The sequence below is a fragment of the Pseudomonas sp. 05N432 genome, from assembly GCF_056396945.1.
The window spans coordinates 17,995-40,138 of the sequence record NZ_JBFTMM010000008.1 but is presented as its reverse complement, the minus strand read 5'-3'; the positions used below and the strand labels follow the sequence as shown (position 1 = coordinate 40,138).

Genomic DNA, 22,144 nt, shown 5'->3' with positions numbered 1-22,144 from the left:
TGATTCGTGGACGTGCTCCACAATCGTTTCAGCCGGAGATCGCGTGCCAATGTCAGTTGCAACCTCATCGAGGCGTAACTTTTTATCAATATCGGTGTTGCTGGGCGTATTGATGCTCGGTGGCTGCTCGATGGTGCCCGCCTACCATCAACCGGAGTTGCCGCTGGCGGCAAACTGGAATGGCGCCGGGCAAACGGCCGCGGCACGGGGAAGGCAGTGGTGGAGCGAATTCCACAGCGCCGAACTGAATGACCTGATCACCCGCGGCCTCTCGGCCAATTACAGCCTTAAAGCCGCGGCCAGCCGCATCGAAGAGGCACGCGCTTCGGCCCAGGTGGTCGGCGCCGGGCAATATCCGACGCTGGCACTGGGCGGCAATGTCCAGCGTCAGAACAATTACGGCACCACCAAGAAAAGCAGCGTATTCGCCCAAGCGACCTACGAGCTGGACTTCTGGGGCAAGCAGCGCGCTGCTGCCGACTCTGCCGACGCGCTGGCCAATGCCAGTGTGTTCGACGCGCAAACCCTGCGCATGAGTCTGGGGGCGAGCATCGCCGACAGCTACTTCCAGGTCTTGTCGCTGGAAGAACGGCTGCGCCTGGCCCAGTCGATAGCCGACGACGCCAAGCAGGTACTCGATCTGGTCGAAGTCCAGGCCAGCCAGGGCGCCGTGTCCAATCTTGAAGTGGCGCAGCAACGCAACGCCTTGCAAACCTTCGAGGCGGCGATGCCACCTTTGCGTCAGCAACGCGATCTGGCGCTCTACCAATTGGCGGTACTGGTGGGCGAGACGCCGCAAGGTTTCCACCTGAAAAGCTTCGGTCTTGACGGTTTGCAGATGCCACGTCCGTCCGCTGGACTGCCCATCGGCCTGCTGCGTCAGCGGCCCGATGTGCAAGCAGCCGAAGCGCGACTGGTCTCGGCCAATTTCGATGTCGGGGTCGCCCGTGCGGCGTTCTTGCCGAATCTGTCGCTGGACCTGATTGGCGGTATCGACACCATTGCCGGCGGCAACATCTGGAGCGTCGTCGGCACATTGGCCCAACCGGTGTTCACCGGCGGCCAGCTCACAGGTCAATTGCACGTTGATCAGGCCCACGTGCAGGAACTGACCGCCAGTTACCGTGAATCGGTGATCGAGGCGCTGCAAGACGTCGAAACCCAACTGAGCGCCACCCGCGAACTGGATAAAAGCTTCGCCTTGAATCAGGCCGCGGTGGACTCCGCCCGCGAGGCCGCGAGGTTGGCGCAGGTGCGATATCGACTGGGTTCCACCGATTTCCAGACCTTGTTGATCGTCGAGCGCACCCAGTATCAGGCCGAAGACACGCTGTTGCAGGTACGCCTGCAACACCTGCTGGCCGCCGTCGGTTTGTTCCGGGCGCTGGGCGGTGATTTCACCCCCGACACTCTTGCTTCCCTTTCTCCTTCTCAGGCGTCACACCCATGAATGCTAAGCAACGCGTTGCGAACCCTCGCCATCGAGCACTCTCCTGGGCGCTACTGATTCTTCTGTTGGGCGCAGGTGCAGGTGGATTTCAGTGGGTCAAGCGGGCTCAGGCTGCACCGGCCAAAACCGAAGCCGCCGCCGTGCCAGTGCAACTGACGCAAGTCAGCCAGCAGGACCTGCCGATCTGGCTCAGTGCGATTGGCAACGTCCAGCCGCTCAACAGCGTCAATGTGCGGGTCCGGGTGGATGGCGAGTTGCAGAAAGTCCTGTTCAAGGAAGGCCAGACCGTGAACGCCGGCAGTTTGCTGGCGGTGATCGATCCACGGGTTTACCAGGCTCAGGTCGCTCAAGCGCAAGCACTGGTGGCCAAGGATCAGGCGCAACTGGCCAACCTGCGGGTGAGCCTGGACCGGGCCAGCAAACTGGCGGCCGCCAAGGCCGGGCCGACCCAGGACGTCGACACCTATCGCGCCGAACTGGCCGCGCAACAGGCCACGGTGCAGGCCGACCAGGCAGCACTCGATACCGCGCGCCTGCAACTGGAATTCACGCAGGTCAAGGCCCCGCTGACCGGGCGTACCGGCCAGCGCTTGCTGGACGTCGGCGCCATCGCCCACGGTGCGGAAGCCACGGGGCTGGTGACCATTACCCAGATGAACCCGATTTCGGTGGCTTTCGCCGTCTCCCAGGACGAACTCCCGCAGATCCTTGAAGAAAACGCCAAGGGCGCCTTACAGGTGGTCGCCATGACCCGCGACGGCCATCAGGAAATCGCTCGCGGCCGTCTGAGCTTCATTGACAGCCAGGTCGCTGCCGCCAGCGGTCAGATCCAGTTGAAGGCCGAGTTCGACAACAGTACCAACCAGTTGTGGCCTGGCGAATTGGTCAGCGCACGCTTGCTGGTCAACACCCGTCAGGACGTCACGGTGGTGCCGGCCAATGCCGTGCAGTTCGGCCGTCAGGGCAATTTTGTCTATGTGGTCGGAGCTGACCAACGGGTGCAACCGCGTCAGGTCGATGCAGCCGCCGTGGTCGATGGCAAGCAGTGGATTCGTCAGGGATTGGCCGCCGGAGAAACGGTTGTCGTGCAAGGCCAGTCACGCATTGCGCCAGGCGTCAAAGTCGCACCGATCAAGGCTGACGAAGCCGCTGCGCTGGCGGCTGCCACGCCGGTGGAGAGCGCACGATGAAAGGGCTCGCCGGACTGATTCAACGACGCGTGGGCCTGAGCCTGTTGGCGCTTGGGGTGATGTTGCTGGGCGCTTTCGCGTACTTCCAGTTACCGGTAGCACCGTTGCCTACGGTGGACTTTCCGACCATTCAGGTCACCGCCAAACTCTCCGGGGCCAGCGCCGAGACCATGGCTTCATCGGTCGCGACACCACTGGAAAGAGCTTTTGCCGCGGTTCCGCAAGTCACCTCGATGACCTCATCGAGCGCGGCCGGCAAGACCCAGGTGGTGTTGCAGTTCGACCTGTCGCGGAACATCGACGGCGCTGCGCAGGATGTGCAGACCGCGATCAACACCGCCACACCGAACCTGCCGAAGACCATGACCAGTACGCCGACCTTCAACAAGGTCAACCCGGCGGAAGGGACGGTGTTGTCACTGGCCGTGACCTCACCGACGCGCACGCTGCCGGAACTTGACCGTTACGCGGACAACTACATTGCCCAGCGTTTGTCGCAGATGCCCGGCGTCGGCCTGGTGGATTTCCACGGTGAGCAAAAACCGGCGGTGCGGATTCAGATCGACCCGGATGCGCTGGCCGCACGGGGCCTGAGCCTGGAAGACGTGCGCAGCGTGATCGGCGTCAGTACCGTCGATCAGCCCAAGGGCACCCTTGACGGGCAGACCCGTTCCGTCACGCTCGGCGCGACCGACCAGATGCTCGACCCACAGCATTATCGGGATCAGGTGATTGCCTATAAAAACGGCATGCCGATCAAGCTCGGTGACCTTGGTCGGGTAATCGCCGGTGCCGAAGATACCCAGCAAGCGGCACAATTGGGCGGTGAGCCGACGGTGATCGTCGACATTCACAAACAACCGGGTTTCAACTTGCTGTCGACCATCGCCACGATCAAGGCCAAGTTGCCCGAACTGACGGCATCGTTGCCTCGCGACGTGCAGGTTCAGGTGGTCGGCGACCGTACCCAGACCATCGAAGCCTCGGTTAACGACATGCAGTTCACTTTGCTGCTGTCGATTGCCCTGGTGGTCGTGGTGATCTTCGTGTTCCTGCGCAAGGCCACCGCCACGTTGATTCCCAGCCTGACCATTCCGCTGTCGCTGGTGTCGACCTTCGGCGTGATGTATTTGCTCGGCTACAGCCTCGACAACCTGTCGATCATGGGCCTGGCCATTGCGGTCGGCTTCGTGGTGGACGACGCCATCGTGGTGATGGAAAACATCGTGCGTCATCTGGAAATGGGCAAGTCACGCCTGCAATCGGCGGTCGATGGCTTGCGCGAAGTGGCGTTCACCATTGTCTCGATGACGGTCTCGCTGATCGCGGTGTTCTTGCCGATCCTGTTGATGTCGGGGATCGTCGGGCGCTTGATGCGCGAGTTCGCGGTGACGGTCAGCGTGGCGATCATCATGTCCTGCATCGTCTCGTTGACGATCACCCCGATGCTGTGTGCCTGGCTGCTCAAACCGCATGCCGAGAGCGAGGAGGGGTGTTTCGCCCAGGCTTGCGAGCGGGCGTTCACCGGCCTGCACAATGGCTATCGCCGCAGCCTCGACTGGGTGCTCGACCATCAGCGTCTGACCCTCGGCGTGGCATTGGCCACGCTATTGGCGACCGCAGTGTTGTACGTGAGCATTCCCAAGGGCTTCTTCCCGCAGCAGGACAACGGCCTGATCCAGGGCGTCGCCGAAGCCGCTGCCGATATTTCGCCGATGGCCATGCGTGAACAGGTCAACCGTGTCGCCGAAGTCGTCGGTCATGACCCGGCGGTGGCCAAGGTGTATTTCTGGATCGGCCCGAACCCGACGGTCAGCCAGGGCAAGGTGATGATCAACCTCAAGCCGTTCAGCGAGCGCACCGACAGTGCCCAAAAGGTGATCAGCCGTCTGCAGCCAGCGCTCGATCAACTGTCCGGGGTCAAGGTCTACTTGCAGGCTAACCAGGACATCCAGATCGGTGGCCGCGCCAGTAAAACCCAGTACCAGTACACCCTTCAGGACCCGGACAGCGCAGAGCTGGATCACTGGAGCGGGGTGCTGCTGGAAAAACTCAAGAGCTTGCCGCAACTGCAACATGTGACCTCTGACCAGCAACAGGCCATTGCTCAGGCAACCCTGGTGATCGACCGTGCCACGGCCGCCCGTCTGGGCGTGACGGTGCAGGCCATCGACGACGTGCTGTACGACGCCTTCGGGCAGCGTCAGGTCGCGACGATGTTCACCCAACTCGACCAGAACCATGTGGTTCTCGAACTGGACCCGCACTGGCAGACATCCACCGCCACGCTGGAACACTTATACGTACGCGCCAGCTCCGGAACCCTGGTGCCATTGAACCTGTTGGCGAGCATCAAGACCGAGCAGGTGCCGATTATTATCAACCACCAAGGGGTATTTCCGGCCATCACCCTGTCGTTTGACCTGGCGCCCGGCCAAGCCCTGAGCGATGCAGTCAGCGCGATCAACCAGGCGTCTTTGGCGGTGGCGATGCCCGACTCTGTGGTCGGCAGTTTTCAGGGCACCGCCCAGGCGTTCCAGGACTCGTTGAAATCACAACCCTGGCTGATTCTGGCGGCCATTTTGACCGTCTATATCGTGCTGGGCGTGCTCTACGAGAACGCGATTCACCCGTTGACGATCATTTCGACCCTGCCATCCGCCGGGTTCGGTGCACTGCTGGCATTGATGCTCTGTGGACAGGACCTGTCGGTCCTTGGGATGATCGGCATTATTTTGCTGATCGGCATCGTCAAGAAGAACGCGATCATGATCGTTGACTTCACGCTGTCGGCCCAGCAGCGTGGCCTGTCTGCCAGAGACGCCGTGCGCGAAGGGTGCCTGTTGCGCTTGCGGCCGATCCTGATGACCTCGCTGGCGGCACTGCTTGGCGCGGTGCCATTGGCGTTCGGCCACGGTGCCGGCTCGGAGCTTCGCCAGCCATTGGGCATTGCTATTGTCGGCGGCCTGGCGGTCTCGCAGATCCTGACGTTGTACACCACCCCGGTCGTCTACCTTTGGTTTGAGYGTCGGCGTCGCAGCCAAAAACTCGTCGCGCAGGCCATCAAGGTGTGACGTCGGCATTCAAACACTGGAAAGACATGGATTCCAAACAAAGCCTGACCAAGAGGATTGTGATTGTTTTCGCACTGATGACTGCGTTTGTCGCAGGGGTCTTTGCGGTTGGCATTGTCGCGACCGTGCATATCGTTGAAAGAAAGCTCACCACCACCAGCCTGAGCGGTGGGCTGCAACGCCTGCTGCTGATGGACAACACCGATGACTGGACCCATCGACCGGAAAAAGACGAGCTGTTTTTCTTTGAGGGCGGACTAGGTGAAATGACCCCGGACGAACAGCTCAAGGCGCTGCAGCCGGGGTTTCAGGAAATCGTCTTTGGCGGTGAGGACTACTACGCCATGGTGAAGGTGGTCGAAGGGCGCCAATACGTCTTGCTGAAAGATCAGCGAAGCCATGAACAACGCGAACGCGTGCTGTACGCGGTGGTGATAGTCGGGTTCGTGTTGAGCATCCTGTTGGCGATTCTGTTGGGGTGGCTGCTGGCGCGACGCGTCATGGCCCCGGTGATCCGTTTGGCGCGTCAGGTGCGTCACCGCGATCAGCTACTGGAGCTCGCGCCACCGCTGGCGCCCGAGTACGCCGTCGACGAGGTCGGCGAGCTGGCGGTGTCCTTTGATCAAACCCTGGGCCGACTGCGTGAGGCACTGGGCCGGGAAAAACTCTTCACCAGTGATGTCAGCCACGAATTGCGAACCCCATTGATGGTGCTCGCCAGTTCATGTGAGCTGTTGTTGAGCAATCGTGCCCTGGATCAGCGCTCGATGGCCCAGGTCAGCCGTATTGCCAGGGCCAGCGATGAAATGCGACAGCTGGTCGACACGTTCCTGATGCTGGCGCGTGACCGGGACAACGACGCCGGTAACGGTGGCAACGCCTCCTTGAAAGAGGTCGCCGATGCGTTGGCGGAGATCTGGGGCAGGCTGATCCGGGAAAAAGGCCTGGAGTTCATCTACCTCGACGAGCAGACCTCAAACACCTACTACAACCTGACATTCCTGCAATCGGTGATGGGCAACCTGCTGCGCAACGCCTGGCACTATACTGATCATGGCTTCATTCGCCTGACCCTGCGAGATCATGGCTTCAGCGTGGAAGACAGCGGTATCGGCATTCCGGAAGAAAAACGCCATGCGATGTTCCAGCCCTTTGTCAGGGGCGACGAACATCGGGGCGAAGGGCTGGGATTGGGGCTGTCGCTGGTTCAGCGGATCTGCGCCAACCAGAACTGGCGAGTGGAACTCACCACCCGCGAACCCCACGGCTGCCATTTCGCCGTGGACCTGGCAGAGCGTCAGAAGCAACTCCTGCTCTAGCAGGCGCGGAAATGCCCGTTGGTCGGTTCGCCTGAAAGGTCGGTCGATTTGCGCTCTAGCAGATCGACTAACCGGTAAATCGATGACGCATTTCAAAGAGGAGAGTGATCATGTCCTATGTCGATGGCTTTGTTGCCGCCGTACCCACCGCCAACCGCGATAAATTCAAGCAACACGCCGAGTTCATGGCCGGCATTTTCAAGGAAAACGGCGCGCTGAGCGTGACCGAATGCTGGGGCGATGATGTGCCCCAAGGCAAACTGACCTCGTTCCCGATGGCGGTGAAACTCAAGGAAGACGAGACTGTGGTGTTTTCGTGGATCATCTGGCCGGACCGTCAAACGCGTGACACCGGCATGCAGAAGTTCATGGAAGATCCCAGGCTTAAATCGCTGGATAATTCAATGCCTTTCGATGGTCAACGGATGATCTTCGGCGGTTTCGAGATGATCGTAAACGTGTGAAGTATGTCGCATCATCCGGATGTCAGACGGGCCTGAAAAGGATGCAGGCTCGCCCCGGATGGCGCCCCGGTTATTCCGGAAGAGTGATTCGGCAACTCTTGCGATTACGGATTTCGTTATCCGTTGGCCGCTCTTTCACGAACTCGAAACGCGGCTCGCCCTCGTTGTAGGTGACCAGCCAACCCCACTCCAGCTCTGACTCATCTTGCCCGGGCTTCGGCGGCGTAGCCCACCAGGGTTCCTTGCTGACAATCTGGCGCATACCCCCTCCACGTGGTTTGGGTTCTTTCAACTATAACGTGGATGACTGAAGGCGCCAGAAATGCGTTTGGAGTAGGCCGGCAGACTGATGCCGGCCCACGTTCGTCAGCTTAAAACGGTTTGTAAGGCAGGAATTTTCCGTCCAGGGTGATCACCGCACGGGAACCACCTTCGGGATCTTCGACCTTCTTGATGTCCATCTTGAAGTTGATGGCGCTGATAATGCCGTCACCGAACTGCTCGTGAACAATCGACTTCAGGGCGGTGCCGTAGACCTGGATCATCTCGTAGAAACGGTAGATGGTCGGATCGGTCGGTACGCCGCTTGCGAGAGAGCCGCGAAGCGGGATGGTTTGCAACTGGGCGACGGCGTCGTTGTCCAGGTCCAGGTGCTGGACAACCACTTTGGCAGCCGCTTCCGGCAGTGGGTGTTGGCCGAGCAGGGCAGCCGTGACGTAGAGCAGGCTCAGGCCAGTGCCTTCAGTCAGGTTTTCCCAGGACAGGTCCTTGCGGGCCTTGGCTTCGAGGATTTTGCCGGTCAGGGCCAGCGTTGGGTCTTGATAAGCATGGGACTGTTGCATGGTGCTTCTCCTGCGGATTGATGGGGTGTGTGGTTCAAGCGACGTTGGCGACAGCCCGGGCGGGCATGGCGCAGGTGTCCGGGAAATCGGCTATCGAGACGAACTGCCGGGAGACACCGTCGAGCGCGTCGATGCCGCCACTTTCGATGTCGTAGACCCAGCTGTGCAGATTCAACGCACCTTGCTCCTGGGCCAGGCGAACGCTGGGATGAGTCTGCAGATTGGCCAGTTGAGCAATGACGTTCTCTTTGACCAGTGAGGTCAGGCGCGCTTCGTCAGTGCTGTGAGAACGGCCGGCGTTGATCACCTTGGCGCCTTCGGAGTAGCGCAACCAATTGGCGACGGCGGGCAAGTGGTCCAGGCATTTGCACTGGGCAATGGCGGTCATCGCACCGCAATCGGAGTGCCCGCAGATCACCACATCGGTGACACCCAGTACGGCAACGGCATACTCGACCGTGGCGGAGACACCGCCAGGCTCGGGGCCGTAGGACGGCACGATGTTGCCGGCATTGCGAATCACGAACAGTTCGCCGGGTTCTTGCTGAGTCAGCAACTCCGGCACGACACGACTGTCGGAGCAGGCAATGAACAGTGTTTTAGGCGACTGGGTAGAGGCCAGGTGCTTGAACAGGCTGGAGCGCTGTGGAAACGCTTCACGCTGAAACTTGAGGAAGCCATCGATCAACTCTTTCATGGTGAAGTACCTTGCCGTTGTGGTTGGCTGAAAGAATGAACGCGCACAGCTATAGCGTCCAAGATCGATGACTTATAGTTTTTATAGGCTAATCCTATAGTTGGAAGGGTTTGCTTATTTTAATAGCGGCGAAGGGCAGCGCTCGAACCAGCGGCTCGCCTGTTCGTAGGCATGGGCAAGCCAACGACCACGCATTGTCGGTGGTTGAAAGCGGGCAAGACATCGCGTTGGCGAATGAAGTGCTGGTGCTTGACTGCCCACTGCACGGTCAATGCAGTGGACGCCGACAAGCTGACCCGCATGCCGAATCTTCGATCAGCTCTTTGCGGCAAACAGCTTCAGAGCTTCAGCAAAACATTTCTCGGCGATGGCCGAGCGAGGTTCGGTTTTACGCATCACCAGACCCAGGGGCGCGAGAACACTTGCATCTGGAAGGTTGATAAAGGCCAGGTTCTCAATAGGATTTTCCAGGCCACTGCTCAGTGGCATGATCGAGCAGCAAAAACCGTCATGAATCGCCTGGAACAACTGATAAGTCGAATCGGTTTCGAGTATTGGCTGTGGGTCCAGCCCGCGGCTGCGAAAACTCAGGTCAATGGATTTTCGATAGTGCATGCCGTTGCTGATCATCCCCAATGGCAGCTCGGCAGCGTCTTCCCAGCTCATTTCCGTTCCTTCGAAATGGAAGTGGCGCGTGTCGTACAGCAAGCCGACGCGGGTCTCTCCAATTTCGAAAAAATCCAGATAGTTGGGATTCACGTGATCGAGGTAACAGATGCCCAGATCCAGTTGGTTGTTACCGATCCCTTCGATGATTTGGTCCGAACTCATCGATGACAGACTGAACTTGAGTTCCGGGAACGTATGGGAAAGCTCCTGAACGTAGCTGATGGGATTAAAGCCGCTGAGAGGCACCAGGCCCAGGCGCAAATTGCCGACTAACTGACCGCGACACGCAGCGGCCTCGGCGAACAGCCCGTCATGCGCAGCGAGCAGTGTTCGCGCCCAGGCCAGCACGCGTTCACCGGCCTGGGTGAAACCTTCAAAGCGCTGGCCTCGAGTGACCAGTTCCAGGCCCAGTTCATCCTCAAGATTGCGCAAGCGCATGGACAGCGTCGGCTGAGTAATGTGGCAGCGCGCAGCGGCCTGCCCGAAATGTCGAGTCTGTTCCAGGGCGATCAGGAATTTGAGTTGCTTGATGTCCACAATGGCACCTGCCGAGGGATGAAATTGATGTCAGTAAAGCAGGTAAGTGTCCTGATTAAAAACACGAAGAGTTGGGTCAGCAAACGATCTCACTGTCCTGCTTGTCAGTCCAATCACATGTATTGACCGGCCGATCGATTGGCTCTATCGCGTTCGAATTTAATTAAAATAAAGTATGACTGCGGATAAAAAGCCTTCGATAGAGGTGCTCGATAAACCGGTAGGCCAGAACGATTAGACACTGACTGTTTTAGCGAATTAGCCTCTGGCAATTGTTTTCAATATGGCCTGCCGGAGAATGACATGAGCGTTAAGTCGGATGCGTTATTTGTACCGTTGAATATGGCTGTGCTGACCGTCAGTGATACCCGTGAATATGCCAACGATACCTCTGGGCAATTGCTGGTCAGTCGATTGCTGGAGGCGGGGCACACCCTGAGTGAGCGTAACTTGCTCAAGGATGATCTGTATAAAATCCGCGCGCAGGTAGCCACCTGGATTGCCGATGAACATATTCAGGTCGTGCTGATTACCGGGGGGACCGGGTTTACCGGTCGCGACAGCACACCTGAGGCGGTGGCCTGCTTGCTGGATAAACAGATTGATGGCTTTGGTGAACTGTTTCGGGCGATTTCCATCCTCGATATCGGCACCTCCACGGTTCAGAGCCGGGCCTTGGCCGGGCTGGCCAACGGCACGCTGGTGTGCTGCCTGCCAGGTTCGACCGGCGCCTGTCGAACTGCGTGGGAAGGCATTCTTGCCGAGCAGCTGGATGCACGTCACAGACCGTGCAATTTCGTGCCGCACCTCAAGCCTGTGCAAGCCTGCGGGACGCGGGGATGAGCCAGTCTCAACTGATGCCTGTGGAGGAGGCCATCGACAGGTTGCTGGCGATGGCCGAAGCGCAACGCCTTCATGAAAGCGAGCCGGTACCGCTGAGTGAGGCACGGCAACGGGTGCTGGCCAGTGACCTGGTGGCAACCCTCGATCTTCCGCCTTGGCCGAACAGTGCCATGGATGGTTATGCCTTGAATGTGGACGACTGGAGCGGGCAGCCGTTAGCCGTGTCACAACGAATTCTTGCCGGTCAGGCCCCCGAAGCGTTGTTACCGGGAACCTGTGCCCGAATCTTTACCGGGGCGCCGGTACCCGAGGGTGCCAACAGTGTCGAGATGCAGGAGAACGTCGAGCTTTTGGAGAATGGCCGGGTACGTTTCAAACAGTCACTGGCGGCAGGCCAGAATATTCGACCGCAGGGCCAGGAGAACCGTGTCGGGCAGGTTTTGCTCCGTGCGGGCAAACGACTGGGGCCTTTCGAGTTGGCTATCGCCGCGGCACAGGGATGTACACATGTGGATGTCGTACGGCGCCCACGGGTTGCGCTGCTCTCCACAGGCGATGAGCTGGCCGAACCGGGCATGCCTTTGAAGCCTGGCTGTATCTACAACAGCAATCGCACCTTGTTAAGCCACTGGTTAAGTGCACTGGGTTGTGAGGTCATCGATGCCGGCATTCTCCCTGACCAGTCACAGCAGACGCGGCTCAAACTCGAACAGTTGCAGCACGCTGCAGACGTGATCCTCACCACCGGCGGTGTCTCCGCAGGTGACGCCGATTGTCTCGGGCAGGTGCTGCGTGAATGCGGTAAACCACTGTTCTGGAAGTTGTCGATCAAGCCGGGGAAACCACTGACAGTAGGACACTTTGGCACGGTGCCGGTCATTGGCCTGCCAGGAAACCCGACGTCGGCGCTGGTGACGTTTGGACTGTTGGCCCGCGCCTATCTGTTGCGTATCCAGGGCGTCGAAGACGTCACGCCCTTGAGCTTCCCGATGAGCGTCGGTTTTGATTGGCCCAAAGCCGGAAGCCGCAGGGAATACCTCAGAGCCAGGCTGGAGGCGGGGTGCGCCGTGCTCTATCCGAACCAGAGTTCCGGCGTGTTGCTGGGCGCATCCTGGGCTGATGGACTGGTCGAGATTCCAGAGGGTTGCACGCTACAGGCCGGTGACACGGCGCGGTTTATTCCGTTCTGCGACTTGTTCTAAGCGATCTATCCACCCCCTCAATTATTTGAGGGGGCTCCTACCGCTAGCGCCCATCGCCACCTTCCCAGCGACGTGCTGCCAGCTGATCACTCTCTCTGCCGCATACCCAACGGTCACCGGAGCCGGTTTCTTCACGCTTCCAGAAGGGTGCTCGTGTTTTCAGGTAGTCCATTAAAAAAGCGCAGGCATCAAAGGCCGCCTGTCGATGCTCGCTGGCAACGCCGACAAACACGATGGGGTCACCGACGTTCAAAAGACCCACGCGGTGAACGATGTTCACTCGTTGAAGAGGCCACCGTTCATTGGCCTGGTCGACGATGCGTTGCAATGATCGCTCGGTCATTCCTGGATAATGCTCGAGAAACAGGCTGCTGACCTTTTCCCCCTGATTGATATCCCGGACATAGCCGACGAAGGTGGCCACGGCTCCAACGCCAGGGTCTTCGGCGTGCAAATGGCTGTTCAGTTCATTCAGGTTGAATATCTCGGTCTGGACCTGAACCGTCATCGCTCAACCTCCCGTCACTTGGGGGAAGAAGGCAATCTCATCGAAGTCTTCGATGGCGGCGTCGAGCGTACATAACTCCTGGTTCAGCGCGCACATGAGGCTGGTTTCCCCGAGGACGTGCTCCCACACCTCGCCTCTGGCGATCAGCAGTTTTCTGACATCGTCAATGCTCTGCAATGACGCGGTCAGCGCGATTTTTTCTCCGCCAATGCCGAGTTGTTCTCGGTAACGCGCAAAGTAGTTGATCAGAATCATTGAGCGTCACTCGCTTCAAAGTTACCGGATTTTCCGCCGTGTTTTCTGAGCAGCTGGATGCTCTCGATGATCATCCCTCGGTCGACGGCTTTGCACATGTCGTAGATCGTCAGTGCTGCCACACTCGCCGCCGTGAGGGCTTCCAGCTCGACGCCTGTTCTGCCGTTAAGTCGGCAGGTGCTCACAATTCTGACGCGGTCGGGCTCAACGGCCTGCAGTTCGATGTGAATGGCGCTGAGCATAAGTGGGTGACACAGCGGAATGAGTTCATGGGTTTTCTTCGCCGCCATGATCCCGGCGATTCGAGCGACCGCAAACACGTCACCTTTGGGGTGCCCGTTTTGCTGGATAAGTTTCAACGTAGCGGGTTGCATCCGTATCCAGGCCTGCGCTTGAGCTTCACGGTTTGTCGGGTCTTTTTCGCTGACATCGACCATGTTGGCCCGGCCCTCGGCATCCAGATGAGTCAGCGTCGCGGAAACGGGATGATTGAATTCGTTCATGTTTATCCTTCACCCCAGCGGGTGCCTGATGGGTAGTGAGGGCGAATCAGTCCAGCACGAAGTCCACGGGCTGTAGCATCGGAGGGAGTTCTGTCGCACCCAGGGCGTCAAGCACTTCACGTTCGATGGTACGCACGATGGCATTGGTTGGAAGGTCGTTTTCATCTCGACCAAAGGGGTCTTCCAATTCGTCGCCAATGGCATCCAGCCCAAAAAACGTATAACTCACAATCGCGGTGAACACGGGCGTTAGCCAACCCAGTGGCTCGGCCATCGCGAAGGGCAGCAAGATGCAAAATATGTAAATGGTCCTGTGCAACAGGAGTGTGTAAGGGAACGGGAGTGGCGTGCTCTTGATTCGCTCACAGGTCGTTTGCGTGGTGGTCAGATTGGTCAGGTGATTGGCCATCAGCGTGTAACGCCATTCGTTGATCTCACCGGATTCGGCGAGCGTCGAGCACTGTTGGCCGACTTGGCGCAGGATCCGTTCAGGGATGTTCGGGGTGTTGGCTGAGGGCAACTTGCTGAGCCATGTACTTGCGGCGCTGAGTTCGTCTTCTTTGCGAAGCTTGGCGTTAAGCGCGTGGGCAAACCCGCAGAGGTCGAGCAATACCTTGCTGCGTTGCTGTTTGTCCTTGATGACCTGGGTTTCCCGGATCATCGAGCGTACATCCATCACCATCGCACCGAGCGCTTTGCGCGCTTCATACCAGCGGTCGTAGCAGGCGTTGTTGCGAAAATTCATGAAGATTGAAAGTGATAGCCCCAACAGTGTGAAGGGGGTGGCATTGACCTTCGAGAAGTACGCGGGATGGAGTGTTTCGACCAGGACAATAGCAGAGGCCAGGAGTGTCACCAGAAGGCTGCGCAGGGCGATACGCTTGGCAATCGAGCCTTTGAGTGAAATCAGGACATTGATCAGGTTAGGTTTGGCTCTAACGATCATGGGAGACAGCCTTCTAGAGAGTAATGATCTGAAAACGGGGCAGGCTATCCGCCGGTCATGTTCATGAAACGAACAACTTGCACCTCATCATTGAGTTCGAAGTTGTGTCTGTACGGCTTGATTTTCATCGCCTCGATGATTGCGTTCTCCAGGCGCTCCGGCTCTCCTGGATAGCGGCGAAGCACTTCCTTCAGGTCCACGGAATGCTCATTGCCCAGACACAACAGGAGTCGGCCTTCGACGGTCAGCCGAACACGATTGCAGGTAGCGCAAAAGTTGTGACTGTGGGGCGAGATGAACCCCAGGCGAATATGCGGCGCTTCTGCCAGGCGCCAATAGCGCGAAGGGCCCTGGGTCGATTCCGCGGACTCGATAAGGGTGTAGCGTTCGGCAATCCGCTTGCGCACCTGCGCGCTTGAAAAGAACGCGCCGGCGCGGCTGTGCTCGCTGATCACACCCAGTGGCATCTCTTCAATGAAGGAAATGTCCAGTCCACGATCGATCGCAAAGCCTACGAGATCGTTTATCTCGTGATCATTGCGGCCTTTCATGACGACGCAGTTGAGTTTGGTGTGTTGAAAACCTGCCGCATTCGCTGCGTCAATTCCGCCGATGACGGTAGCCAGATCACCCGTGCGGGTCAGTTCGCGAAAGCGCTTGGCGTCCAGGCTGTCGAGGCTGATATTAAGGCGCTTGAGCCCCGCATCGAATAACGGTGCCGCGAGCTTGCCCAGCTGTGAACCGTTTGTGGTCATGCACAGTTCACGCAGCCCCGGCAGCGCGGCAATCCGTTTACAGAGATCTACAACGCCGGGGCGAATCAACGGTTCACCACCGGTCAGGCGGATTTTCCGGGTGCCCAGCGCCACAAAGCTTTCAGCTAATTGATAGATCTCTTCCAGCGTCAATACGCGCTGTCGCGGCAAAAACTCCATGTCCTCGGCCATGCAATAGACACAGCGGAAATCGCACCGGTCGGTCACAGACATTCTGAGATAGTCGACCCGCCGGGAAAAACCATCCATCAACATTCGATCTGACATCTCAACCCCCATCAGCGGTCCAGGTCTATCGGCCATGGCGCTGGTTTTGGAAAGCCACTGCTATAGAGGGCCTTGTTGAGCCAAGACTAAGGTCGTTTAAAGTCGTCGTCTAATCACTATTAACAACTGATTGATCAATGGGATCTATCGAGAGAAAAGTGGCTCAGATTCATGTTGTCTTAAATATGTAATTTGTTGATTTCCAGTGATTATTTCCTTGATAGATCGTTTCGATGATCTGGTCATTATTTGCAATTAGACAGGTGTGTATTGCGCGGAATAGTCTGGGTTCGTACTCCTGAATTGGGCCCTTTAAGCGATTAACTGCGAATAACCTGACGCTAAATAAATCCGCATTTTTATAGGCGCACAACAACAGCAATTAACAACGACTTGACATCAGGTTGACGCCTGCGTGCACGTCTTGGAGAAGTATCATGAGCGAAGTTGAACGTTATAAACCGTATAAGGGGGCGGCCGCTGGCTGGGGCGCGCTGATTGCTGTGACCAAAAACTGGCTGGGCAGCGAAAACGCGTTCAAGAACATTCGAGCCATGCTCAAGACCAACCAGAACGGCGGCTTCGATTGCCCGGGCTGTGCCTGGGGCGAGTCGCCGGAAAATGGCATGGTCAAGTTCTGCGAGAACGGTGCCAAGGCGGTCAACTGGGAAGCCACCGGCCGCCTGGTCAACCCGGCGTTTTTCAACAAATACACGGTGTCGTCGCTGGCGGCGCAAAGTGACTATTGGCTTGAATACCAAGGGCGCCTGACTCATCCCATGCGCTATGACGCCTCTGCTGATCGTTATGTCGAAACCAGCTGGGACGATGCGTTTGCCTTGATCGCCAAACATCTGAAAGGGCTGACGTCGCCGGATCAGGCCGAGTTCTACACCTCCGGTCGGGCCAGCAACGAAGCGGCTTACCTCTATCAGCTATTCGTTCGCGCCTATGGCACCAACAACTTCCCTGACTGTTCGAACATGTGCCACGAGGCGAGCGGCCTGGGCATGGATGACAGCGTCGGCGTGGGCAAAGGCACGGTCACGTTCGATGACCTGGAGGAAGCCGACGCGATTTTCGTCATCGGCCAGAACCCGGGCACCAATCACCCGCGGATGCTTGAGCCTCTGCGCGAAGCGGTGAAGCGGGGCGCGCAGGTGATCTGTTTCAACCCCCTGAAAGAGCGTGGCCTGGAACGCTTCCAGCATCCGCAGCATCCACTGGAAATGCTCACCAACGGCTCCGAACCGACCTCGTCTGCGTACTTTCGTCCGGCATTGGGTGGCGACATGGCGGCGATGCGCGGCATCGCCAAGTTTCTGTTGCAGTGGGAACGTGAAGCGCTGGCGAACAACGGCGAGGCAGTGTTCGACCGCGCGTTCATCGCCGAGCACACTTCGGGCCTGGAAACCTACCTGGCCGAAGTTGACGCCACGACCTGGGAACACATCGTCGAGCAGTCCGGCCTGTCGCTGGCGGACATCGAACTGGCGGCCCGCATGTACCGCAGAGCCAAGCGGGTCATCATGTGTTGGGCGATGGGGGTGACCCAGCACACTCACTCGGTGGTGACCGTGCAGGAGATCATCAACGTGCAGTTGTTGCGTGGCAACATCGGTCGCCCAGGTGCAGGGCTGTCGCCGGTGCGCGGGCACAGTAACGTGCAGGGCGACCGGACCATGGGCATCAACGAACTGGCACCGCCCGAGTTTATCGATGCGCTGGAAGCACGCTTCGCCTTCAAGGCTCCGCGCCGACACGGGCATAACACGGTGATGGCGATTGCGGCGATGGAAGAGGGGCGCTCGAAAGTCTTCATCGGCCTGGGCGGCAACTTCGCCCAGGCGACCCCCGACAGCCCGCGCACGCATGACGCACTGCGCAACTGCGACCTCACGGTGCACATCGCCACAAAGCTCAATCGCAGCCATCTGGTCACTGGCCGTGAGGCCTTGATCTTGCCGTGCCTCGGACGCACCGATATCGACATTCAAGAGGAAGGTCCGCAAGGCGTGACGGTAGAAGACACCTTCAGCATGGTGCACATTTCCCACGGCCAGCTGAAACCCAAATCACCGCTGATGCGTTCGGAGCCGGCGATCATTGCCGGGATTGCCAACGCAACCCTGGGTAAGCACCCGATTGACTGGCTCTGGGCGGTCGCCGATTACAGTCGCATCCGTGACCTGATTGCCGACACCATTCCCGGCTTCGAGGATTTCAATAAAAAACTGCTGCACCCCGGTGGCTTTCACCTGGGTAACGATGCCGCCAAACGCATCTGGAATACCTCGACTGGCAAAGCGCAGTTTGCCCCCAGCGAATTGCCGGAACACCTGGTCAGCGAAGGCGTGCGCAACCTGGACGTGAAGCCGGACCTGATCCTGCAAACCATGCGTTCCCACGATCAGTACAACACCACCTTGTACGGACTGGATGATCGTTATCGCGGCGTCTACGGCATGCGCGATGTGGTGTTCGTGAATGAGCAGGACATTCGCAAGCTGGGTTACGAACCGGGGCAAAAGGTCGACATGATCTCGCTGTGGGGCGATGGTCGTGAGCGTCGAGTGAGCGGTTTTACCTTGATCGCCTACGACATTCCGCCCGGTCAGGCCGCCGCCTATTACCCGGAAACCAACCCGCTGGTGCCGCTGGAAAGCTACGGCGACCGGACGTTCACGCCGACCTCGAAGTTCATCGCGATTCGCCTTGAACAGGCACAGGCCAGCAACCTGATCCAGTCCTTCGGCGCTTGAGTCTGGCCGGGGTGGCGTGATTACCACCCCGGCCTCACCAGATCATTGGAAATCTGTTCGCAGCGAGCCATGAGGCTCATTGCGGCCGGGCTCTGTGTGCACGCGCATCGGGCCACTATGAGGGTATCGTCATGTTAAATCCGGGAGCGCTCGACCTGGCGCGAATTCAATTCGCGTTTACGGTCTCGTTTCACATCATATTTCCGGCCATCACCATCGGGCTTGCCAGTTTCCTGGCGGTCCTCGAAGGGCTCTGGCTGAAAAGCAACAACTCGGTTTACAAGGACCTGTATCACTTCTGGTCGAAAATCTTTGCCGTCAACTTCGGTATGGGGGTGGTCTCCGGGCTGGTCATGGCCTACGAGTTCGGCACCAACTGGAGCCGATTCTCTGACTTCGCCGGGAGTATTACCGGGCCATTGCTGACGTATGAGGTGTTGACGGCGTTTTTCCTCGAGGCCGGCTTCCTTGGGGTGATGTTGTTCGGCTGGAACCGGGTAGGGCGAGGGCTGCACTTCTTTGCCACGGTGATGGTCGCCATCGGCACGTTGATCTCGACCTTCTGGATTCTGGCCTCCAACAGCTGGATGCAGACGCCACAGGGTTTCTCGATCGTGGATGGGCGGATCATGCCGATGGACTGGCTGGCCATCGTCTTCAATCCGTCGTTCCCTTTCCGACTGGCGCATATGGCCATCGCTGCGTTCGTGGCCACGGCGTTCTTTGTCGGCTCTTCCGCGGCCTGGCATTTGCTGCGTAAAAATGACACGCCGCAGGTGCGCAAAATGCTGTCGATGGCGTTGTGGATGGCGTTGATCGTGGCGCCGATCCAGGCGGTGGTCGGTGATGCCCATGGTCTGAATACCCTGGAACATCAACCGGCGAAAATTGCCGCCATGGAAGGGCACTGGGAAAACATCGGTAACGAGCCGACGCCGCTAGTGCTGTTCGGTATCCCGGACATGGCGGCCGAGAAGACCCGTTATGCGCTGGAAATCCCTTACCTGGGCAGTCTGATCCTGACCCACAGCCTGGATAAACAGATCCCCGCGCTCAAGAGTTTCCCAAAAGAGGACCGTCCTAACGCGACCATCATTTTCTTCAGCTTTCGGATTATGGCCGGGCTTGGAATGTTGATGATCCTCACCGGTTTGCTGGGTCTTGTTTTACGTCGTAATGAAGCGCTGTACCGCAACCGCCTGTTCCTGCGCCTGGTGTTGTTCATGGGGCCGACCGGTCTTATCGCGATGTTGGCGGGCTGGATCACTACCGAAGTAGGCCGGCAGCCGTGGATCGTCTACGGGCTTCTGCGAACCGCCGATGCGGCTTCAAACCACACGGTCACGCAGCTCAGCGTTTCGCTGGCGCTATTTGTGTTGATCTACTTCTCGGTTTTCGCAGTGGGCATCGGCTACATGATGAAGCTGGTACGCAAAGGCCCGCAGCCACATCACGAGCATCCGCCTCAAGGCGGTCCTGGCCAGGAGCGTACGCCACGCCGCCCCCTGTCCGCCATCTCCGAGACGTTCGCGTCCGGCGATCACGTCAACTGAGCAAGGGGATAGATCATGGGTATTCAAGGTATAGATCTGTCGTTGATCTGGGGCGTCATCATTGCCTTCGGGGTGATGATGTACGTGATCATGGACGGCTTCGATCTGGGGTTGGGCATCCTGTTCCCGCTGATCCCGGACAGGCAGGAACGCGATGTGATGATGAACACCGTCGCGCCGGTCTGGGACGGTAACGAAACCTGGCTGATACTCGGTGGGGCGGCACTTTACGGTGCGTTTCCGTTGGCTTACTCGGTGATACTGGAGGCGTTGTATCTGCCGCTGATTTTCATGCTGGCCGGGTTGATATTTCGTGGCGTGGCGTTTGAATTCCGCTTCAAGGCCAGTCCTGAAAAACGTCACATCTGGGACATGGCCTTTATCGGCGGCTCGCTCCTGGCAACGTTTTGCCAAGGCATCGTGATTGGCGCCTATATCGCTGGAATTCCGGTGGTCAATCGGCAGTTTGCAGGCGGCACCCTGGACTGGCTGTCACCGTTTCCACTGTTCTGCGGTTTCGGGTTGATCGTCGCCTACGCGCTGCTGGGCAGTACCTGGTTGCTGGTCAAGACCGAAGGCATGCTTGAATCACGCATGCGTCACTACACTCGACCGCTGGCGTTCACCCTCACGACGGTCGTGGCGGTGCTCTGTGTCTGGACACCGATGCTGCATCCGGAGATTGCGACTCGCTGGTTCACGCATGCGCATACCGTGGTCTTTGGTGGGTTGTTGATCCTCGGGGTGCTGGCGCTTTTGGGGTTGCTCAGGTCGTTACGCCACTATCACTCGCACTGGCCATTTGTGTTCACGTTGGCGCTGGTTTTCCTGGGGTATATCGGTCTGGCCTTCAGCATCTGGCCGAATATCGTACCGCCCTCCATCAGCTTGTGGGAGGCCGCATCGCCGCCTTCAAGCCAGCTGTTCATCTTGATCGGCACGTTGTTCATTCTGCCCATCATCCTGATGTACACCTGCTGGAGCTACTACGTGTTTCGCGGGAAAGTGAGGATCGGCGATGGCTACCATTGACAGTGGTAACGCTCGGACCAGTGAAGAGTCGGTCACGCAAAACCCATCCTCCCCTTGGTATCGACGGGTTCTTTGGTTGATCGCTATCTGGTTCGGCAGTGTGATTGCACTGGGGGCAGTGGCGAGCTTGTTCCGGCTGATGATGCATATGGCCGGAATGACCACTCATTGATGACTGGTTTCATACGATAAAGGCCCGGCGCGATCTTTCGCGCCGGGCCTTTTTTTACCAATGGCCTAAGGCTCGCGATCAGCAAGCTCTTCGAGCAAGTCTGCCGAAGGCACGAAGAACAAGCCTCCGGTGACCGCCGTGCTGAAATCAAGCAACCGGTCATAGTTGCCCGCGGGTCTGCCGACAAACATATTCTCGAGCATCAGCTCGATCGGTTCTGGCGAGCGCGCATAGCCGATGAAGTACGTACCGAACTCGCCTGCACCTGGCCGGCCGAACGGCATGTTATCGCGCAGAATTTTCACTTCCTGTCCGTCCTTGGTGATGGTCGTCAAGGAACTGTGCGAACAGCTCGGTTTGACCGAATCATCGAGTTCGATATCGGAGAGTTTTGTGCGTCCGATAATGCGCTCCTGAGCCTCGACGGATAACTCGTTCCACGCGCTCATCTTGTGCAGGTATTTCTGTACCAGCACATAGCTGCCACCGGCAAATGAGGGGTCTTCATCACCAATGATCGTGAAGTCGACAGCATGGCGACCGACCGGGTTTTCGGTGCCGTCGACAAAACCGACCATGCTGCGCATGTCGAAATAACGGAAACCCTGAACTTCATCAACGACCGAGATCGCATCGCCAAGCGCTGAGAGCAATTGCGTCGCCAATTCGAAACAGAGGTCCATCTGATCCGCACGAATGTGCAGCAAAATGTCGCCCGGCGTTGCGACGGCTCGACGTCCCTCTACACCGAACTCGCGGAATGGATGCAAAGAGGCGGGGCGCGGGTTGCCGAACAAGGTATCCCAGGCACTGGAACCAATGCCGCAGACACACGACAAATTGCCTGAGGGAACACGCTTGCCGACCGATCGCGTGAGGGCCGCGACGTCTGCGCACCAGGCCCGCACTTTAGCGGCCGATTCATTCCCAGGCGCTAGTGTGGCGACGATGAAAATCGCGCTGCTGGTAATGGGGCTACAGACGGATTGAGGTTCAGGCGTTTGATTATCCATTGGCATCAGTTTTGTCATTGATAATTCCACAAGCGGCGGAACAGAAGTGAAGGACAGTAGCAGGTAATGG

General features: G+C 58.4%; 21 protein-coding genes. 11 read left to right on the top strand and 10 right to left on the bottom strand.

Annotated elements, in window-relative coordinates; translation table 11 throughout:
* Positions 1–49 precede the first annotated feature (49 nt).
* The 5 genes from AC1DHT_RS10435 (at position 50) to AC1DHT_RS10415 (ending at position 7,497) form a co-directional block, all read left to right on the top strand.
* Positions 50–1,450, top strand: coding sequence for an efflux transporter outer membrane subunit (locus tag AC1DHT_RS10435; RefSeq protein WP_427540134.1), 1,401 nt, complete (start codon positions 50–52; stop codon positions 1,448–1,450).
* On the top strand, positions 1,447–2,640 hold the full coding sequence (locus AC1DHT_RS10430) for an efflux RND transporter periplasmic adaptor subunit (protein ID WP_427540137.1): 1,194 nt from the start codon (positions 1,447–1,449) through the stop codon (positions 2,638–2,640). The genes AC1DHT_RS10435 and AC1DHT_RS10430 overlap by 4 nt, the downstream gene beginning before the upstream one ends.
* Positions 2,637–5,714, top strand: coding sequence for an efflux RND transporter permease subunit (locus tag AC1DHT_RS10425; protein ID WP_477761348.1), 3,078 nt, complete (start codon positions 2,637–2,639; stop codon positions 5,712–5,714). Before AC1DHT_RS10430 ends, AC1DHT_RS10425 begins: the two co-directional genes overlap by 4 nt.
* 26 nt (positions 5,715–5,740) lie before the next feature.
* Positions 5,741–7,033 (top strand): sensor histidine kinase, encoded by a 1,293-nt coding sequence (locus tag AC1DHT_RS10420; protein ID WP_427540143.1) that lies wholly within the window; start codon positions 5,741–5,743, stop codon positions 7,031–7,033.
* Between the two features lie 110 nt (positions 7,034–7,143).
* Positions 7,144–7,497 carry a DUF1428 domain-containing protein gene (locus AC1DHT_RS10415; protein ID WP_429538066.1) on the top strand — a complete coding sequence of 118 codons (354 nt, stop codon included), beginning with the start codon at positions 7,144–7,146 and terminating at the stop codon, positions 7,495–7,497.
* Between the two features lie 70 nt (positions 7,498–7,567).
* Here AC1DHT_RS10415 and AC1DHT_RS10410 read toward each other — a convergent pair whose 3' ends face one another.
* From AC1DHT_RS10410 to AC1DHT_RS10395, 4 genes are all read right to left on the bottom strand, one after another.
* A complete protein-coding gene (locus tag AC1DHT_RS10410; RefSeq protein WP_427540148.1) occupies positions 7,568–7,759 on the bottom strand; it encodes a hypothetical protein in 192 nt (63 codons plus the stop codon).
* A gap of 109 nt (positions 7,760–7,868) precedes the next feature.
* Positions 7,869–8,339 carry a cyanase gene (gene cynS, locus AC1DHT_RS10405; RefSeq protein ID WP_427540150.1) on the bottom strand — a complete coding sequence of 157 codons (471 nt, stop codon included), beginning with the start codon at positions 8,337–8,339 and terminating at the stop codon, positions 7,869–7,871.
* Positions 8,340–8,373: 34 nt separating this feature from the next.
* A complete protein-coding gene (locus AC1DHT_RS10400) occupies positions 8,374–9,036 on the bottom strand; it encodes a carbonic anhydrase (RefSeq protein ID WP_442114739.1) in 663 nt (220 codons plus the stop codon).
* Positions 9,037–9,351: 315 nt separating this feature from the next.
* Positions 9,352–10,242: a LysR family transcriptional regulator gene (locus AC1DHT_RS10395; protein ID WP_427540155.1), complete on the bottom strand. Its 891-nt coding sequence runs from the start codon at positions 10,240–10,242 to the stop codon at positions 9,352–9,354.
* Positions 10,243–10,545: 303 nt separating this feature from the next.
* On the opposite strand from AC1DHT_RS10395, the gene moaB reads away from it, so the two are divergent.
* Positions 10,546–11,085: a molybdenum cofactor biosynthesis protein B gene (moaB, locus tag AC1DHT_RS10390; RefSeq protein WP_054597440.1), complete on the top strand. Its 540-nt coding sequence runs from the start codon at positions 10,546–10,548 to the stop codon at positions 11,083–11,085.
* Positions 11,082–12,287, top strand: a complete 1,206-nt coding sequence (locus tag AC1DHT_RS10385) for a molybdopterin molybdotransferase MoeA (protein ID WP_427540158.1) — start codon at positions 11,082–11,084, stop codon at positions 12,285–12,287. The genes moaB and AC1DHT_RS10385 overlap by 4 nt, the downstream gene beginning before the upstream one ends.
* Positions 12,288–12,330: 43 nt before the next feature.
* On the opposite strand, the gene moaE is transcribed toward AC1DHT_RS10385, so the two are convergent.
* Genes moaE through moaA form a run of 5 tightly spaced genes read right to left on the bottom strand, consistent with a single transcriptional unit; the run spans position 12,331 to position 15,542 of the window.
* Positions 12,331–12,795, bottom strand: coding sequence for a molybdopterin synthase catalytic subunit MoaE (gene moaE / locus AC1DHT_RS10380; RefSeq protein WP_427540161.1), 465 nt, complete (start codon positions 12,793–12,795; stop codon positions 12,331–12,333).
* 3 nt (positions 12,796–12,798) lie between these two features.
* Complete coding sequence (locus AC1DHT_RS10375) at positions 12,799–13,050, bottom strand: MoaD/ThiS family protein (protein ID WP_427540164.1); 252 nt, start codon at positions 13,048–13,050, stop codon at positions 12,799–12,801.
* Positions 13,047–13,553 (bottom strand): cyclic pyranopterin monophosphate synthase MoaC, encoded by a 507-nt coding sequence (moaC, locus tag AC1DHT_RS10370; protein ID WP_427540167.1) that lies wholly within the window; start codon positions 13,551–13,553, stop codon positions 13,047–13,049. Before moaC ends, AC1DHT_RS10375 begins: the two co-directional genes overlap by 4 nt.
* Before the next feature lie 46 nt (positions 13,554–13,599).
* Entirely contained in the window at positions 13,600–14,499 is a 900-nt protein-coding gene (locus AC1DHT_RS10365; protein WP_427540170.1) for a bestrophin family protein, read from the bottom strand.
* A 44-nt stretch (positions 14,500–14,543) separates the two neighbouring features.
* Positions 14,544–15,542, bottom strand: a complete 999-nt coding sequence (gene moaA, locus AC1DHT_RS10360; RefSeq protein WP_427540240.1) for a GTP 3',8-cyclase MoaA — start codon at positions 15,540–15,542, stop codon at positions 14,544–14,546.
* Positions 15,543–15,979: 437 nt separating this feature from the next.
* Here moaA and AC1DHT_RS10355 point away from each other — a divergent pair, with 437 nt between their 5' ends.
* From AC1DHT_RS10355 to AC1DHT_RS10340, 4 genes are all read left to right on the top strand, one after another.
* A complete protein-coding gene (locus AC1DHT_RS10355) occupies positions 15,980–18,304 on the top strand; it encodes an FdhF/YdeP family oxidoreductase (protein ID WP_427540173.1) in 2,325 nt (774 codons plus the stop codon).
* Between the two features lie 131 nt (positions 18,305–18,435).
* Positions 18,436–19,857, top strand: a complete 1,422-nt coding sequence (locus AC1DHT_RS10350; RefSeq protein WP_427540176.1) for a cytochrome ubiquinol oxidase subunit I — start codon at positions 18,436–18,438, stop codon at positions 19,855–19,857.
* Positions 19,858–19,872: 15 nt separating this feature from the next.
* Positions 19,873–20,889, top strand: coding sequence for a cytochrome d ubiquinol oxidase subunit II (gene cydB / locus AC1DHT_RS10345; RefSeq protein WP_427540179.1), 1,017 nt, complete (start codon positions 19,873–19,875; stop codon positions 20,887–20,889).
* Positions 20,876–21,061, top strand: a complete 186-nt coding sequence (locus AC1DHT_RS10340) for a DUF2474 domain-containing protein (RefSeq protein ID WP_427540182.1) — start codon at positions 20,876–20,878, stop codon at positions 21,059–21,061. Before cydB ends, AC1DHT_RS10340 begins: the two co-directional genes overlap by 14 nt.
* A 65-nt stretch (positions 21,062–21,126) precedes the next feature.
* Here the strand turns inward: AC1DHT_RS10340 and AC1DHT_RS10335 are convergent, their stop codons facing one another.
* A complete protein-coding gene (locus tag AC1DHT_RS10335; RefSeq protein WP_427540243.1) occupies positions 21,127–22,074 on the bottom strand; it encodes a Dyp-type peroxidase in 948 nt (315 codons plus the stop codon).
* Between the last annotated feature and the right edge of the window lie 70 nt (positions 22,075–22,144).